Origin of the sequence: Sphingomonas sp. (assembly GCF_013812825.1) — a bacterium.
Taxonomy (GTDB): domain Bacteria; phylum Pseudomonadota; class Alphaproteobacteria; order Sphingomonadales; family Sphingomonadaceae; genus Sphingomicrobium.
On the sequence record NZ_JACCSU010000068.1, the window covers coordinates 103,187 to 118,395 of the forward strand.

At 66.1% G+C, this 15,209-nt stretch carries 20 protein-coding genes; 1 reads left to right on the plus strand and 19 read right to left on the minus strand.

Features of this window, described 5'->3' with window-relative positions; genetic code table 11:
* Nucleotides 1-28 precede the first annotated feature (28 nt).
* The 18 genes from H0T81_RS09505 to H0T81_RS09590 form a co-directional block, all read right to left on the minus strand.
* On the minus strand, nt 29-628 hold the full coding sequence (locus H0T81_RS09505) for an NADH-quinone oxidoreductase subunit J (RefSeq protein ID WP_294012268.1): 600 nt from the start codon (nt 626-628) through the stop codon (nt 29-31).
* Nucleotides 629-652: 24 nt separating this feature from the next.
* Nucleotides 653-1,138, minus strand: a complete 486-nt coding sequence (gene nuoI / locus H0T81_RS09510) for an NADH-quinone oxidoreductase subunit NuoI (RefSeq protein ID WP_294012271.1) — start codon at nt 1,136-1,138, stop codon at nt 653-655.
* Entirely contained in the window at nt 1,135-2,193 is a 1,059-nt protein-coding gene (nuoH, locus tag H0T81_RS09515; protein ID WP_294012274.1) for an NADH-quinone oxidoreductase subunit NuoH, read from the minus strand. Before nuoH ends, nuoI begins: the two co-directional genes overlap by 4 nt.
* Nucleotides 2,190-4,235 carry an NADH-quinone oxidoreductase subunit NuoG gene (gene nuoG, locus H0T81_RS09520; protein WP_294012277.1) on the minus strand — a complete coding sequence of 682 codons (2,046 nt, stop codon included), beginning with the start codon at nt 4,233-4,235 and terminating at the stop codon, nt 2,190-2,192. Before nuoG ends, nuoH begins: the two co-directional genes overlap by 4 nt.
* Nucleotides 4,235-4,852, minus strand: a complete 618-nt coding sequence (locus tag H0T81_RS09525) for a hypothetical protein (RefSeq protein ID WP_294012280.1) — start codon at nt 4,850-4,852, stop codon at nt 4,235-4,237. Before H0T81_RS09525 ends, nuoG begins: the two co-directional genes overlap by 1 nt.
* Nucleotides 4,852-4,986 carry a hypothetical protein gene (locus H0T81_RS09530; protein ID WP_294012283.1) on the minus strand — a complete coding sequence of 45 codons (135 nt, stop codon included), beginning with the start codon at nt 4,984-4,986 and terminating at the stop codon, nt 4,852-4,854. The genes H0T81_RS09525 and H0T81_RS09530 overlap by 1 nt, the downstream gene beginning before the upstream one ends.
* 115 nt (nt 4,987-5,101) lie before the next feature.
* Nucleotides 5,102-6,412: an NADH-quinone oxidoreductase subunit NuoF gene (gene nuoF / locus H0T81_RS09535; protein WP_294012286.1), complete on the minus strand. Its 1,311-nt coding sequence runs from the start codon at nt 6,410-6,412 to the stop codon at nt 5,102-5,104.
* The gene (locus H0T81_RS09540) at nt 6,409-6,549 is read right to left on the minus strand and encodes a hypothetical protein (RefSeq protein ID WP_294012289.1); all 141 of its coding nucleotides are present in this window, start codon (nt 6,547-6,549) and stop codon (nt 6,409-6,411) included. The genes nuoF and H0T81_RS09540 overlap by 4 nt, the downstream gene beginning before the upstream one ends.
* Nucleotides 6,549-6,701, minus strand: coding sequence for a hypothetical protein (locus tag H0T81_RS09545; RefSeq protein ID WP_294012292.1), 153 nt, complete (start codon nt 6,699-6,701; stop codon nt 6,549-6,551). Before H0T81_RS09545 ends, H0T81_RS09540 begins: the two co-directional genes overlap by 1 nt.
* A complete protein-coding gene (gene nuoE, locus H0T81_RS09550) occupies nt 6,698-7,366 on the minus strand; it encodes an NADH-quinone oxidoreductase subunit NuoE (protein WP_294012295.1) in 669 nt (222 codons plus the stop codon). The genes H0T81_RS09545 and nuoE overlap by 4 nt, the downstream gene beginning before the upstream one ends.
* Nucleotides 7,366-8,604, minus strand: a complete 1,239-nt coding sequence (locus tag H0T81_RS09555; RefSeq protein WP_294012297.1) for an NADH-quinone oxidoreductase subunit D — start codon at nt 8,602-8,604, stop codon at nt 7,366-7,368. Before H0T81_RS09555 ends, nuoE begins: the two co-directional genes overlap by 1 nt.
* The gene (locus H0T81_RS09560) at nt 8,601-9,479 is read right to left on the minus strand and encodes an NADH-quinone oxidoreductase subunit C (protein ID WP_294012299.1); all 879 of its coding nucleotides are present in this window, start codon (nt 9,477-9,479) and stop codon (nt 8,601-8,603) included. The genes H0T81_RS09555 and H0T81_RS09560 overlap by 4 nt, the downstream gene beginning before the upstream one ends.
* A gap of 15 nt (nt 9,480-9,494) precedes the next feature.
* Complete coding sequence (locus tag H0T81_RS09565; RefSeq protein WP_294012411.1) at nt 9,495-10,043, minus strand: NADH-quinone oxidoreductase subunit B; 549 nt, start codon at nt 10,041-10,043, stop codon at nt 9,495-9,497.
* Between the two features lie 23 nt (nt 10,044-10,066).
* Nucleotides 10,067-10,444: an NADH-quinone oxidoreductase subunit A gene (locus tag H0T81_RS09570; protein ID WP_294012301.1), complete on the minus strand. Its 378-nt coding sequence runs from the start codon at nt 10,442-10,444 to the stop codon at nt 10,067-10,069.
* Nucleotides 10,445-10,531: 87 nt separating this feature from the next.
* Entirely contained in the window at nt 10,532-11,350 is an 819-nt protein-coding gene (locus H0T81_RS09575) for an inositol monophosphatase family protein (protein WP_294012303.1), read from the minus strand.
* A gap of 3 nt (nt 11,351-11,353) precedes the next feature.
* Nucleotides 11,354-11,917: an elongation factor P gene (gene efp, locus H0T81_RS09580; RefSeq protein WP_294012305.1), complete on the minus strand. Its 564-nt coding sequence runs from the start codon at nt 11,915-11,917 to the stop codon at nt 11,354-11,356.
* A 31-nt stretch (nt 11,918-11,948) separates the two neighbouring features.
* Nucleotides 11,949-12,593 (minus strand): M23 family metallopeptidase, encoded by a 645-nt coding sequence (locus H0T81_RS09585; protein WP_294012308.1) that lies wholly within the window; start codon nt 12,591-12,593, stop codon nt 11,949-11,951.
* 4 nt (nt 12,594-12,597) lie between these two features.
* Complete coding sequence (locus tag H0T81_RS09590; protein ID WP_294012311.1) at nt 12,598-13,659, minus strand: L,D-transpeptidase family protein; 1,062 nt, start codon at nt 13,657-13,659, stop codon at nt 12,598-12,600.
* 122 nt (nt 13,660-13,781) lie between these two features.
* On the opposite strand from H0T81_RS09590, the gene H0T81_RS09595 reads away from it, so the two are divergent.
* Entirely contained in the window at nt 13,782-14,567 is a 786-nt protein-coding gene (locus H0T81_RS09595; protein ID WP_294012314.1) for a DUF72 domain-containing protein, read from the plus strand.
* Here the strand turns inward: H0T81_RS09595 and thiE are convergent.
* On the minus strand, nt 14,496-15,182 hold the full coding sequence (gene thiE / locus H0T81_RS09600; protein ID WP_294012317.1) for a thiamine phosphate synthase: 687 nt from the start codon (nt 15,180-15,182) through the stop codon (nt 14,496-14,498). The two genes, H0T81_RS09595 and thiE, sit on opposite strands and share 72 nt — an antisense overlap.
* Nucleotides 15,183-15,209 lie beyond the last annotated feature (27 nt).

The following is a 15,209-nucleotide window of genomic DNA, read 5'->3' on the forward strand; positions in this document are numbered from 1 at the left end:
GATCGGCGTGCTTTCACGAAGCGCGTGATCACAGCTCGACCCCCTCGCCGCTCGCTGGCTGGGTCAGCCGGACCGCGTCCTTGGGCTTACGGGCGATCTGCTTGGACACGTTCTGCCCGCGAGTGTCGCCGCGGCTGCGGTGAGTGAGGACGATCGCGCCGATCATCGCCACCAGCAGGACCAGTCCGGCGATCTCGAACGGGAGCAAATAGCGGCTGTACATCAGCTCACCCATGGCAACGATGTTCGGCTGCCGGACCGCCGGGATCGCCCCCGATGCAGGCCCGGCGTTGCGAGCGCTCACCGCGATGACGATCTCGGCCAGCAGCAGCAGCGCAATCAGAATCCCGAGCGGCAGGTTTTTCGTGAAGCCCGAGCGCAGCGACGCGAAATCGACGTCGAGCATCATCACCACGAACAGGAACAGAACCGCGACCGCGCCGACGTAGACGATGACCAGCAGGAGCGCGATGAACTCGGCCCCGACCAGCAGCATCAGCCCGGCGGCGCTGAAGAAGGCGAGGATCAGCCACAGCACGCTGTGCACCGGGTTGCGCGCGAAGATCACCGCCACCGCCGAAGCGATGGTCACCGTCGCGAACAGGTAAAAGGCGATGAGTCCGATCAAGTCTGAGGGCCCTGTTTGGAGCGGCTATCGATAGGGTGCATCGGCGGCAAGGTTGGCGGCGATCGCCTGTTCCCATCGGTCGCCGTTGGCGAGCAACTTGGCCTTGTCGTAGAGCAATTCCTCGCGCGTCTCGGTCGCGAACTCGAGGTTCGGGCCCTCAACGATGGCATCGACCGGGCAGGATTCCTGGCACAGCCCGCAATAGATGCATTTGACCATGTCGATATCGTAGCGGGTGGTGCGCCGGGAACCGTCCTCGCGCGGCTCGGACTCGATGGTGATCGCCAGCGCCGGGCAGACCGCCTCGCACAGCTTACAGGCGATGCAGCGCTCCTCGCCGTTCGGGTAGCGGCGAAGTGCATGCTCGCCGCGGAAACGCGGGCTCTGCGGGTTCTTCTCGTACGGGTAGTTGATCGTCGCCTTGGGCTTGAAGAAATACTTCAAGGTCAGCGCGTGAGCACGGACGATTTCCCACAAGGTGAAGGCCTTGAGCCACTGCAGCGGGTTCATGAGCCAACTCCATAGCGGGTAAGCATCAGCCAGCTCGAAACGACGACGACCGATGTGATGCTGAGCGGCAGGAAGATCTTCCAGCCGAGCCGCATCAGCTGGTCGTAGCGGTAGCGCGGCATGGTCGCTCGAACCCAGCTGAAGACGAAGAAGAAGAACAGCATCTTGCCGAACAGCCAGAAGATCCCGGGGATATCGAACCAGGGAATGAGGTCGACGTTGAGCGGCGGGAGGAAGCCGCCCCAGAACAGGATCGCGTTCAAGGCGCACATCAGGATGACGTTGCCGTACTCGCCGAGCCAGAAGAGCGCGAAGCTCATCGACGAATATTCGGTCTGGAAGCCGGCGACGAGCTCGCTCTCCGCCTCGGTCAGGTCAAACGGAGTGCGGAAGGTCTCGGCCATCGAACTGATCAGGAAAACAACAGCCATCGGGAACAGCAGGGGATTGAAGCCGAAGCCGTTCAGCAAGCCGAACACGTGACCTTGCTGCGCAAGCACGATCGCGCTCAGGTTGAACGTATTGGTGTAGAGCACGACGCTGATCAGAACGAAGCCGATCGACACTTCGTAGCTGACCATTTGCGCCGCCGCTCGAAGCGCCGAGAAAAAAGGATATTTGGAGTTGGACGCCCAGCCGGCGACGATGACGCCGTAAACGCCCAGCGACGACGCGGCGAGCACGTAGAGCAAGCCGACGTTGATGTCGGCGAGCACCACTCCCACGTCGAACGGAATCACCGCCCAGACGATCAGCGCGACGGTGAAACTCACGACCGGCGCGATCAGGAACAGCCCCTTGTTGGCGCTGGTCGGGATGATGGTTTCCTTGAGGAACACCTTCAGACCGTCGGCGAAGCTTTGCAGCAGCCCCCAGGGACCAACGACGTTGGGCCCGCGGCGAAGCGCGATCGCCGCCCAGATCTTGCGGTCCGCATAGATGATCATCGCCACCGCGAGCATCAGCGGGAAGGCGATCAGGAGGATTCCGGCGATGGTCGCGAAGAACCACGACCATTCGTAGGTGAAGCCCCAGTTCTGGAACGATTCGGTCATTCCGCCGCCTCGCGGAATTCGCGGCCGTGGAGCAGCTCCTCCGAGCAGCGGCGCATGGTCGGGCTCGCCCGGCAGATCGCGTTGGTCAGGTAGAAATCGGCGATCGGATAGCGCACCGCACCCTCGGCCTTCGAGTCGAGCTCCGGCGGTGCCCAGGGCAGATCGATGAGGCCGTCGCGGCCGAGCTCGGGATAGTCGGCAATCATCGAGTCCCGAAGCTGGTCGAGGCTGTCGAACGGAAGCGCTTGGCCGGCCAGCTCGCTGACTGCCCGCAAGATCGCCCAGTCCTCGCGCGCTTCGCCGGGCGGGAACACCGCGCGCTCGCCGCGCTGAACGCGGCCTTCGAGACTGACGTAGGTGCCGTGCTTCTCGGCGTAGGCCGCGCCGGGCAGAACGAGGTCGGCGCTGCTCGCGCCGACATCGCCGTGGTGGCCGATGTAGACCTTGAACGCGCCCTTGAAGCGGTCGGCCGCGACTTCGTCGGCCCCGAGCAGAAACACCATTTGCGGCTCGGCGGCCTCGATGTCGGCGATTCCTCCGGGCTGCGCGTAGCCGAGGATCAGCCCCGCCATTCGCGACGCCGCGGTGTGGATGACGTTGAAGCCGTTCCAGGCAGCCTGTCCTGAGCTTGTCGAAGGGCGGACGAGCCTGAGCGGCCCGGCCAAGGCGAGCGCGGCGCCCAGGGCATTGCCGGCGAGCGCCCCCGGCCCGAGGATCAGCGCCGGGCGCTCCGCCGCTTCGAAGGCTTCCGACACTCCCTTTGGAATCTTGCCCAGCAGCTTGAGATCGTTGCCGATCCACTCGACTCGCATCCCGAGGTCGACTTCCGGCCCGATGGCGAAAATCCTCGCGCCCTTGCGCGCCGCCTTGCGCAATCGGGTGTTGATCAGCGGCGCTTCCCAGCGCGGGTTGGTGCCGACCAGAAGCACCGCGTCGGCGCTCTCGATCCCGGCAATCGTCGAGTTGAACGCGACCGCCGACAGGCTCGAAATGTCATAAGCAAGGCCGGTCTGGCGGCCTTCGAGCAGGGCCGACCCCTGCGCTTCGAGCAGCTTTTTGGCCGCATACATGGTTTCGGCGTCGAGCAGGTCGCCGGCGATCGCCGCGACGCCGGCGCCCGCTTTCTTCAGCCGCGCGGCGAAGACATCGAGCGCCTCGCCCCAGTCGGCTTCGCGCAGCTTGCCCGCGCCCTCGCCTTCTTTTGGGCGCACCCACGGCCGGTCGAGGCGATTGCGCACCAGGGCATCGACATGATGGCGCGTCTTGTCGTGGATCCACTCCTCGTTCACGTCCTCGTTGATGCGCGGCAGAATGCGCATCACCTGACGCTGGCGGACGTCCAGACGGATGTTGCTTCCAACTGCGTCCATGACGTCGATCGCCGGCACCCGGCGCAGCTCCCACGGACGGCTCTCAAAAATCTGCGGCTTCTGAAGCAGCGCCCCGACCGGGCAGATGTCGGCCAGGTTGCCGGCCAGCTCGCTGGTCACTGCGCGCTCGAGGTAGGATGTGATCTGCGCGTCCTCGCCGCGGTACAGCATGCCGAGCTCCGGCTCGCCCGCGACCTCCTCGGCAAAACGGACGCAGCGGGTGCACTGGATGCAGCGAGTCATCGAGGTCTTGATGACCGGGCCCATATATTTGTCGTCGATCGCCCGCTTGTTCTCCTCGAACCGCGAGAAGCTGCGGCCGTAGGCCATCGCCTGGTCCTGGAGGTCGCATTCGCCGCCCTGGTCGCAGATCGGACAGTCGAGCGGGTGGTTGATGAGCAGGAACTCCATCACCCCCTCGCGCGCCTTTTTCACCATCGCGGTATCCGTGCGGATCGTCTGGCCGTCGGCGGCGGGCAGAGCGCAGCTCGCCTGCGGCTTTGGCGGACCCGGAGCGACTTCGACCAGGCACATCCGGCAATTGCCGGCGATCGACAGCCGCTCGTGATAGCAGAAGCGCGGGATCTCCTTGCCGGCAAGCTCGCACGCCTGCAGTACGGTCACGCCCTGCGGGACCTCGAGCTCGATGCCGTCGACGGTAACCTTTGGCATTATCTCGCCGCCGTCGAATTGTGTTGAGCGAGGCGATTGGCGCCAAGCGCGAGCAATGCGCGCAACGCTTCACGGGTGAAGCGCGACTTGCTGTTGGCCGGAAGGCATCCGCCGAGCACCGGGCCAAGCGCGACGATGGCGTCATATTCGGCGGCTGTCGCGGGATCCGTCTTGAGCAGCCGAGCAACCGCTGCCGCGTCTTTCCGCACCGCGCAGAACGCCATCAGCTCGCCGGCATTGCGCGCCTCGATGGCGGGCAGCGCCGGGTTGTACCCCGTGCGCGCGGCCAGATCGTCGAGGCTTCCGTCGCGGCGCAGCAGGCCTTCTGCAAGCGCACCGCCCCACAGCAACGTGCCCGACGAATAGGCTCCCCTGGGAACGCTGACGCCAGGGCACGGAGCAGGCCGGTTGACCAGCTTGCGCATTTCCTTCCCGTAGGCGCGATCGCGGAAATCCGAGTCGAGCAGCGCGCGCACCGCGACCGGGCGCTCGATGGCAACGCATCGCCCGTAGGCGTGCAGCGCGCGCAGAGCCTTGGGGCTGGACTTCCCGCCGATTTCCGCTTCCGAGGGTGCGGACGCGGCCATGGCAATCGCGACGATAAGCGAGACGAGCATCATTCCCGATCCTCACTCTCGTCTTCATCGCGGCGGTGCTCGATGTGGGTGACGCGCGGGCCCGACGGGCGCATCAGCATCATCACCGCTACGACGAGCACGAGCAGCAAGGCGAGGATGATCACGAAGCGCATCAGCCGCGCTCCGGCCCGCGGGCACGCGGGCGAAGGAGCTGGGCGAGCCGATAGGCGGCGACGGCCGCGAGGATGAAGGCGACGAGCGCAAACGTCGCGAGGCCGGAATGGGAAGTCATTCGGCGGCCTCCAGCATGGTGCGCCCGGCGCGCTCGGCGATTCGGCGCTCGAGCTCGGGCCGGAAGTGGCGGATCAGGCCCTGGATCGGCCAGGCCGCGGCGTCGCCCAGAGCGCAGATCGTGTGGCCCTCGACCTGCTTGGTGACGTCGAGCAATTTGTCGATCGTCTCGACGGTCGCGTCGCCCTCGCGCAGGCGCTCCATGGTCCGCCACATCCAGCCGGTGCCCTCGCGGCACGGAGTGCACTGGCCGCAGCTCTCGTGCTTGTAGAAGTAGGAGATGCGGGCGATCGCACGGACGATGTCGGTCGATTTGTCCATGACCGTCACCGCCGCGGTGCCAAGGCCGCTGCCGAGATCCTTGAGCCCGTCGAAATCCATCGGCGCGTCGATGATCTCGTGCGCCGGGACCAGCGGCACCGAAGAGCCGCCGGGGATCACCGCGAGCAGATTGTCCCAGCCGCCGCGGACTCCGCCGCCGTGCAGCTCGATCAGTTCGCGGAAGCTGATCGACATCGATTCTTCGACCACGCACGGCGTGTTGATGTGGCCCGACAGCTGGAACAGCTTGGTGCCGCTGTTGTTCTCGCGGCCGAAGCTCTTGAACCACTCGGCGCCGCGGCGAAGGATGGTCGGCACGACGGCGATCGATTCGACGTTGTTGACCGTGGTCGGGCAGCCGTAGAGGCCCGCGCCCGCGGGGAACGGCGGCTTCAAACGCGGAAAGCCCTTCTTGCCCTCGAGGCTTTCGAGCATCGCGGTTTCTTCGCCGCAGATATAGGCGCCGGCGCCGCGGTGAACGAACAGGTCGAAGTCGTAGCCCGACCCGGCGACGTTCTTGCCGAGCAGGCCGGCCGAATAAGCGTCGGCGACGGCTTTCCTGAGCGCCTCGGTCTCGCGGACGAACTCGCCGCGGATGTAGATGTACCCGGCCCGGGCGCGCATCGCGAAGCCGGCGATCAACGAGCCCTCGATCAATTTGTGCGGGTCGTGGCGGATGATCTCGCGGTCTTTGCACGATCCCGGCTCGGATTCGTCGGCATTGACGACCAGGAAATTGGGTTTCCCGGGCTTGGGCTCCTTGGGCATGAAGCCCCATTTCATGCCGGTCGGGAAGCCGGCGCCGCCACGGCCGCGAAGGCCGCTCTCCTTGATGATGTCGATGATCGGGTCCTGGCCCAGCTGCATCAATTTGGCGGTGTCGTCCCAATCGCCGCGCTGCTTCGCGGCTTTCAGGTCGGGCGACTGGAAGCCGTAGACGTTGGTGAAGATGCGGTCCTTGTCCGCAAGAGGCCCGGTGCTGGTCACGCGCCGATGCCCCCGGTCATGAAGTAGAAGACGGCCAGCAGGAGCAGCCCGAGCACGACGAATTTGATCATTCCGCTGATGAACTTGAACACCAGGAAGGCACCCACGACGGTGAGGATGATGGCGAGGATCTCCATCAGCTTTTCGGGCTCTCGAGCAGCTTCATTCCGCCCCAGACCAGCAAGCCGGCGGCGGCGACCGCCAGCAGCAGGCCGACCACGCCTTTGACGATCTTCCAGGCGACGATGATCAACAGGATCGCGACGACGATCTTGGCGATGTTCTTCATGCCCACTGCCCCCGATAGTCGTAGTTGCGCTCGGCCATTTTCTTGAGGCTGGTCGGACCGCCGACCGGGCAGCTGGTCTGGCGCTCGATCTGCGGGCCCGGCCGGGGCGTTTCGCCGCGGGCGAGTGCGTCGAGGATCGCGGTCATGCTTTCCCCGGTCAGGTCCTCGTAATTGTCGTCGTTGATCTGGACCATCGGCGCATTGGCGCAGGCGCCGAGGCATTCGACCTCCGAGAGCGTGAACAGCTCGTCGTCGGTGGTCGCGCCCCTCCGGAGCCCACGCTGGTAGCAGGCGTCGAGCAAATCGTCGGACCCGCGCAACATGCACGGGGTCGTCCCGCACACCTGGACGTGGAAGCGGCCGACCGGGACAAGGTTGAACATGGTGTAGAAGGTCGCGACCTCGAGCACGCGGATGATCGGCATGCCGAGCTCGGCGGCGACGAACTCCATCACCGGGAGCGGCATCCAGCCCTGGGTATTGGTTTCGGCACCGACCTGCCGCTGGGCGAGATCGAGCAGCGGGATCACCGCCGACTGCTGCCGGCCTTCGGGATAGCGCGCGACGATTTCCGCCACCGCCTTGCGGTTGGCGTCGGTCCACGCAAAGCCGGACCAGCGCGCGCGCTGGTCGGCGTCGTCGAGGATGGAGGCTTGCCCGGCCATTACCGGTCGACCTCCCCGAACACGACATCGATCGCGCTCAGCACCGCGGTGACGTCGGCGAGCATGTGGCCCTTCATCATGAAGTCCATCGCCTGCAGGTGCGAGAAGCCGGTCGGGCGGATCTTGCAGCGGTAGGGCCGGTTGGTGCCGTCGGCGACCAGATAGACCCCAAACTCGCCCTTCGGGCTCTCGGTGGCCACGTAAACCTCGCCGGCGGGCACGTGATAGCCTTCGGTGTAGAGCTTGAAGTGGTGGATCAGCGCCTCCATCGACGTCTTCATCTCGGCGCGCATCGGCGGGAACACCTTGCGGTCGAGGCTGCCGATCGGCCCTTCCGGCATCTCGTTCAGGCATTGGCGCGCGATCCGCCACGATTGGCGCACTTCCTCGACGCGGACCATGAAGCGGTCGTAGCAGTCGCCGTTGGTGCCGACGGGCACGTCGAACTCCATCCGGTCGTAGACTTCGTACGGCTGCGACTTGCGGATGTCCCAGGGAACGCCCGACGCCCGGATCATCGGCCCGGAGAAGCCCCAGGCGATCGCGTCCTCCTTGCTCACCTTGCCGATGTCGACGTTGCGCTGCTTGAAGATGCGGTTGTCGGCAACCAGGCTGATCGCGTCCTCGAACAGGCGCGTGCGTTTGTCGAGGAACTCGCCGATCTGGTCGAACACCTTCGGCGGGATGTCGCCGTGGACTCCGCCGGCGCGGAAGTAATTGGCGTGCATCCGGGCGCCCGACACCGCCTCGTAGAGCTGCATCAGATCCTCGCGGATCTCGAACAGCCACAGGTTCGGAGTCATCGCGCCGACATCCATGATGTGGGTGCCAAGGTTGAGCATGTGGTTCTTGATTCGGGTCAGCTCCGCCATCAGCGTGCGGATGTATTGGGCGCGGAGCGGCACCTCGAGCCCCATCAGCTTCTCGATGGCGAGCACGAACCCATGCTCCATGCACATCGGCGAGGAGTAATCGAGCCGGTCGAAATAGGGCAGCGCCTGGGCGTAAGTCTTGTACTCGATCAGCTTCTCGGTCCCGCGGTGAAGCAGCCCGATGTGCGGATCGACGCGCTCGACGATCTCGCCGTCGAGCTCGAGGATCAGCCGAAGCACGCCATGCGCGGCCGGGTGCTGGGGGCCGAAATTGATGGTGTAGTTGTTGAGCGTCTCATCGCCGGCGGTCACGTCGCCGGCTTCGGGGACCCCAACGCTGACGTCGAGAGTGCGGGTTGCGGTCATCCGGGGCCTCCGCCCGGCCGGCGGCGGCCCGGCGTTTTCGGCTTCGGAGACGACACATCGGCCTTGCTGACCTGATGCTTCGCCTTGGCCTGGTTCGACTTGCGCGCCTCCCTCTTCGCCTGCGCGTCGGCGGGCGCGCCGCCGCCGGTCTGCGCCGGCGTCTCGGTGGTCTTGGGAGTCTCGGCGGGAGTCTTGGGGTTGACCTTCGAGTGGCCGGACGGGGGCGGCGCGGGGGACGGCGCTCCCGGCTCCTGCGGCTTGGCTTTCTCGTCGCCGGGAAGCTGGTACTCGGCGCCTTCCCACGGCATCAGGAAGTCGAACGTGCGGAAATCCTGGGGAAGGGAAACCGGTTCGTAAACGACGCGCTTCTCGGCTTCGGAGTAACGCATCTCGACATAGCCGGTCAGCGGGAAGTCCTTGCGCTGCGGATGACCTTCGAAGCCGTAGTCGGTCAGGATCCGCCGCAGGTCGGAATTGCCGGCGAACGCGACCCCGTACATGTCGAAGACCTCCCGCTCGAACCAGCCGGCGACCGGCCACAGCGAGGTGACGCTCGGGACCGCAGTCGCTTCGTCCGTCGAGAGCTTCACTCGGATTCGGCGGTTCCGGGTCAGCGACAGAAGGTGGTAGACGACCTCGAACCGCTCGGGACGATCCGGATAATCGACGCCCGCAATGTCCATCAGTTGCTGGTACTCGAGACCCGGCGTGTCGCGCAGCGACTGAAGCACGGTCGCGATTGCCTCCCGCCGAACGACCAAGGTGATCTCGCCGACCTCGTGGCGCGCGTCGACCAGAGCGTCGCCGAGCGCCGCCTTGGCCGCTTCGATCACGCCCTCGTCGGACGCGCTCTGGGGGACGTGGGCCGCCAACATGTTACCGCGAGCCGCTCACCGTTCGATGGTCCCTTCGCGGCGGATCTTCCGCTGCAGCTGGAGGATTCCGTAGAGCAACGCCTCCGCGGTCGGGGGGCAGCCGGGCACGTAGATGTCGACCGGGACGATGCGGTCGCAGCCGCGCACCACCGAGTAGCTGTAATGGTAGTAGCCGCCGCCGTTGGCGCAGCTGCCCATCGAGATCACGTAGCGCGGCTCGGACATCTGGTCGTAGACCCGGCGCAGCGCCGGGGCCATCTTGTTGCACAGAGTGCCGGCGACGATCATCACGTCCGACTGGCGGGGGCTCGCCCGGGGCGCGACCCCGAACCGCTCGAGGTCGTAGCGCGGCATGTTGACGTGGATCATCTCGACCGCGCAGCAGGCCAGGCCGAAGGTCATCCACCACAAGGAGCCGGTGCGCGCCCAGGTGAACAAATCCTCGGTCGTGGTGACCATGAACCCCTTTTCGTTGAGGTTGCGGCGGAGAATTTCGAGCTGCTCGCGGTCGACTTCGCCCGGAACCAGCCCGGCGAGGCGCGCGAGCTCCTCCTCGGTCGGCATCGGGTCGTGCCGCGGATCGAGGGTCACTCCCATTCGAGCGCCCCTTTCTTCCACGCGTAGGCGAGACCGAGCGCGAGCTCGCCAAGGAAGATCATCATCGCGATCCAGCTCGCCATTCCGGTGCCGGCCAGCGACACCGCCCACGGAAACAGGAAGGCCGCCTCGAGGTCGAAGATGATGAACAGGATCGCGACCAGGTAGAAGCGGACGTCGAACCGCATCCGGCTGTCCTCGAAGGCCGGGAAGCCGCACTCATATTCGCTCAATTTCTCGGGGTTGGGCTGGTGCGCGCCGGTCACCCGCGAGACCAGCATCGGCAGCACGACGAACCCGATCGACAACGCCAAAGCGACGCCGAGGAACAGCAGGATCGGCAGATATCCGGCGGCGACGCTGGCCAAGGGGAACTCCACTACGCGAGGCTCGTGGCGCTTTAGGACACGGCGCGGACACGGGCAACACTGGCGGAAGCGCAAATCAGAGGGAAATCAGATCGCCCGAAGCGCTCCGGACAGCAATTTGTGGAGCCGCGAGTGGATGTCGCTATTGCCGGCGAGATACTGGCGTCGCTCGAACATCTGGTCGGATCCGCGGTAATCGGTGACGAACCCGCCCGCCTCGCGGATCAGCAGGACCCCGGCGGCGGTGTCCCAGATATCGAGATCGTCCTCCCAGAAGCCGTCCATCCGCGCCGCCGCCACCCAGGCGAGATCGAGCGCGGCGGAGCCGAAGCGACGAACCCCCGACACGTGCGGTGCGATCGCCGAGTAGATCCGGCCCCACGCCCCGACCTCGCCGCGTCCGCAATGCGGGATTCCGGTGCCGATCAGGGTCTCGCTGAGGTCGCGGCGGGCGGAGACCCGAAGCCGGCGATCGTTGAGCCAGGCGCCGCGGCCCTTCTCGGCCCAGAAACTCTCGTCCGTAAGCGGCTGGTAGACGAGGCCCTGGGTGATTTCGGGGCGCGCTCCCGGCCGCCGCTCCTCGACCGCGATGCTGATCGCGAAATGCGGCACTCCATGGAGGAAGTTGGTGGTGCCATCGAGCGGATCCACAATCCAGCGCGGCTTGTCCGGATTGCCCTCGATCTCGCCCCCCTCCTCGAGCAGCATGCCCCAGTCGGGGCGTGCAGAACGCAGCTCCTCGACGATGGTCTGCTCGGCCCGCTTGTCGGCCATCGAGACGAAGTCCGCGGGCCCCTTGCGGCTGACCTGCAGCTGCTCGACCTCGCCGAAGTCGCGGCGCAGTCGAGGCGCCGCCTTGCGGGCCGCTCGCTGCATGACGGTGACGAGGCCGGAATGGGAGACCATCGGTCAGTCGGCGCGGCGGACGTAGGTTTTCTCGTAGACGTCGACGACGATCCTGGTGCCCGCCGAGATGTGCGGTGGCACCATCACCCGAACGCCATTGTCGAGCATCGCCGGCTTGTAGCTCGACGAGGCGGTCTGGCCTTTCACCACCGCATCGGCCTCGACGATCGTCGCCTCGATCTGGTCGGGAAGCTGAACCGAGATCGGCCGCTCGTTGTAAAGCTCCATGACCACGTCCATGCCGTCCTGGAGGAACGCCGCGGGCTCGCCGATCAGGTCCTCGGGCAGCGACACCTGCTCATAATTCTCCTTGTCCATGAACACGAGCATGTCGCCGTCGTGGTAGAGGAACTGGAAGTCCTTGGTGTCGAGACGCACTCGCTCGACCGTTTCGGCCGAGCGGAAGCGGACGTTGTTCTTGCGGCCGTCGATGAGGTTCTTGAGCTCGACCTGCATGTAGGCGCCGCCCTTGCCCGGCTGGGTGTGCTGGATCTTCACCGCGCGCCAGATGCCGCCTTCATATTCGATGATGTTGCCGGGACGGATGTCCACGCCGCTGATCTTCATGTGCGAACCTTTGAAAGAACCGTTCGGGCTGCTAGCCGCTCGCCTTCTTACCGGCAAGCAGCGGGAACGGGTTGATGGCGCTGCCCTGGTACCATTTCTCACCCGGCTGCATCCGGTGAATTGCAAAATGCAGGTGGGGACCGCCCGGGTTGGCGTTGCCGGTGTGGCCGACGCCGCCGATCAGCTGTCCGCGCCGGACTTGCTGCCCCTCGGCGAGACCGGGCGCGTAACCCTGCAAATGCGCGTAATAATAGATCCAGCGCCGGTCGGGGGAGCGGATGTAGGCGGTGATCCCGCCGCCGCCCTGCGAGAAGAAGAGTTTCTCGACCGTGCCACTAGCCGAGGCGACCACCGGCGTTCCTTCCGGCGCCATGATGTCGATCGCATCGTGTAGCCGGGCGCCGCCGGCGCGGGCCTGGGTGTAGGTGTCGCTGAGCTGGGCGGACTTGATCCCGGCGACCGGGAGGGCGAGGCCGGCCGGCCCGACGGTGACCCCTTCCGCAATGGTCACCGGCGGCTGTGCGTTGGGATCGATCGTGACCTTCTGGCCAGACGCGGTGACCTTGCCGTCCGAAGCGCCCGGAGCAACCGCAATATTGTAGGCGAAAATCCAGAATGCGCTGACCAGGATCGCGGTGACGACGGCGGTCGAGGCGATCGTGAACTTGCGCCCCATTCAGCTACGCCTGGAAAATCGCCGTGAAGCCCGGCTTCATCATCCGGGCCAGCCGGAGCACGTCCCAGTTGGTCATCCGGATGCAGCCGCTCGATTCGGCCCGGCCGATGGTCTGCGGCTCGTCGGTTCCGTGAATGCCGTAATGCTCCTTGGTGAGGTCGAGCCAAGCTACTCCGACGGGCCCGTTCGGACCAGGCGGAAGCCTGAGTTCCTTGTCCGTTTTGGGATTGTTGAGCAATTCGGGCTGGTATTTGAACGGCGGCAGGAACGCGTAGGTGGTCGCCTTCCAGCGGCCGATCGGCAGCGGGTATTGCTTCGAACCCATGGTCACCGGGAACGCGGCGACGAGCTGGCCGGCGGCTCGGGCGGCGTCGCCTGACTCGCCTTCGCTTGGCGACTCACCAGGCGGTGTCCCGCGGTAGACCTTGAGCACGCCTTCGCTCTTGTCGACGACGACATAGTCGCCCTGCTGCTGCTGGCCATCGACGTTGAGCGCCGCCAGGACGTTCGCTCCGTTGCCCGGCACACCCGAATAATCGCGCGAAGTCGGCACGATGTTGGGCAAGCGCAACACCTGACCGTTGCCGATCAGCTTGTCCGGCCCATTCAGGGCGACGATCGTGTCGGGAGTCGTGTGATAGCGCTCCGCGACCTTCTCGAGCATGTTGCGATAGCCGAGGAACTGCAGCTCCGCCTGCTTCTCGGGGTCGTCCGGGAACGGGTGGACATATTGGCCGCCAACGTCGTCCGGGCCGAGGCGGGCCATGACCGTCGAGGGCCGGTTGGCCTGCAGCAGCGCCCGGCGCGTCTCGTTGTCGAGCTTGCCGGTGGCTTCGAGCCCGCGCGCGCGCTGGAAGCTGCGCAGCGCCAGCTTGAACGATTCGCCCTCCTTGCCGTCGATCACTCCCGGCGAGAAGCCGTGCGCCGACATCAGCACCTGCGCGTGGAAGAACTCGCCCTCGATCGGTGAGCCCGGGGTGCCCGGAGCGGCCCACGCCTTCTCGCCGCGACCGGCGGCGGTGTTCGAAGCCGGCTGCTGGGCGGGTTGCTGGGAAGCCTGGGCCATGGCGACGGCGGCGGTAGCCGTGCCGAGCAGACCGAGGGTGAGACGGGACGACCTGGAAAACACGCAACTCTCCTGACGCAAGGGTGGTTATGAACTGAACGATGGAGCCCGGACTAGTTTCCATGTCGGCCGCCTCGAGCCGAGTTCATGTCGGCTGCTCGGGCTGGGTCTACCGCCACTGGAAAGGCGGCTTCTACCCGGCCGAGCTGTCGCAGAAGCGCTGGTTCGAGCATTATGCGAGAGACTTCGACACGGTCGAGATCAACGCCAGCTTCTACCGGCTGCCGCTGCCATCCACCTTCGACGGCTGGCGCGAGAAGGCGCCGCCGGGATTCCGCTACGCGGTCAAGGCCAATCGCTTCCTCACCCACATGAAGAAGCTGGTCGATTGCGAGGCTCCGCTGGCCGAGTTCATCGACCTTGCGCACCGGCTCGGCCCGACCTTGGGCCCGATCCTCTACCAGCTGCCGCCAAGCCTGCACAAAGACCTGGGGCGGCTGGAGGCGTTCCTGAAACGGCTGCCCGGCGACCTCGAGCATGTCGTCGAGTTCCGCCACAAGAGCTGGTACGACGAAGACGCCCTGGCGCTTCTCGATGCCCACGGCGCCGGCTTCGTCACCCACGACCTTGTCGGGCTGAAATCGCCGCGCTGGGCGAGCGGCCGAACCGCCTATGTCCGATTCCATGGCACCGGCGGCAAATATCGCGGCCGCTACAGTGTCGAGGCGATGGCCGAGTGGACGGATTGGCTGGTCGAGCAGCGCGCCGCCGGCCGCTCGGCCTGGGCTTATTTCAACAACGATATCGGCGGCGACGCGATCGAGGACGCGCGGACTCTAAAGCGGCTGATCGGCGAGCGTGGCGGCGGACAGTTCCTCGAAGCGGCGGACCGGCACGCCCGGGTCTGAGGCGCCCCACACCGCCTGGCACACGGCGACGAAATCCGCTCCGGCGTCGATCAGCGGACGGGCGTTGTCGGGCGTGATCCCGCCGATCGCGACGCACGGGATCTCGAACAAGGCCGACCACCAGCTGAGGATCGACGGGTGCGGGCGGTAGTTCGAGGGCTTGGTCGTGGTCGGGTAGAAAGCTCCGAACGCGACATAGTCGGCGCCCGCCTCGCCCGCCTCCATCGCCAGGTGGCGGCTGTCGTGGCAGGTGCGGCCGATCTGCGCCGCCGGGCCGAGCAACGCACGCGCCTCGCGAACGTCGCCGTCCGACTGGCCGAGGTGGACCCCGTCGGCGCCGATCCGCTTGGCGAGCTGCATGCTGTCGTTGACGATGAACGCGGTGCCGTGGTCGGCGCAGATGCGCTGCAGCGGCTCGGCCAGCAGCGCGAGATCGTGCTCGGACATGTCCTTGACGCGCAGCTGAAACGCCGCGACCTGACCGGCCCCAAGCGCTGCCTTGAGCCGGTCGGAAAAGCGGCCGCCGACGTCCTGGACGCTGATCAGATAGAGCTTGCACGGCTCGGTGCGCTCGGGCGGCGGCAGGATCGCGAAGTCTTCGGGCTCGTCGGTCATGGCGCGCTCCTAGCGAATGAACTAGGC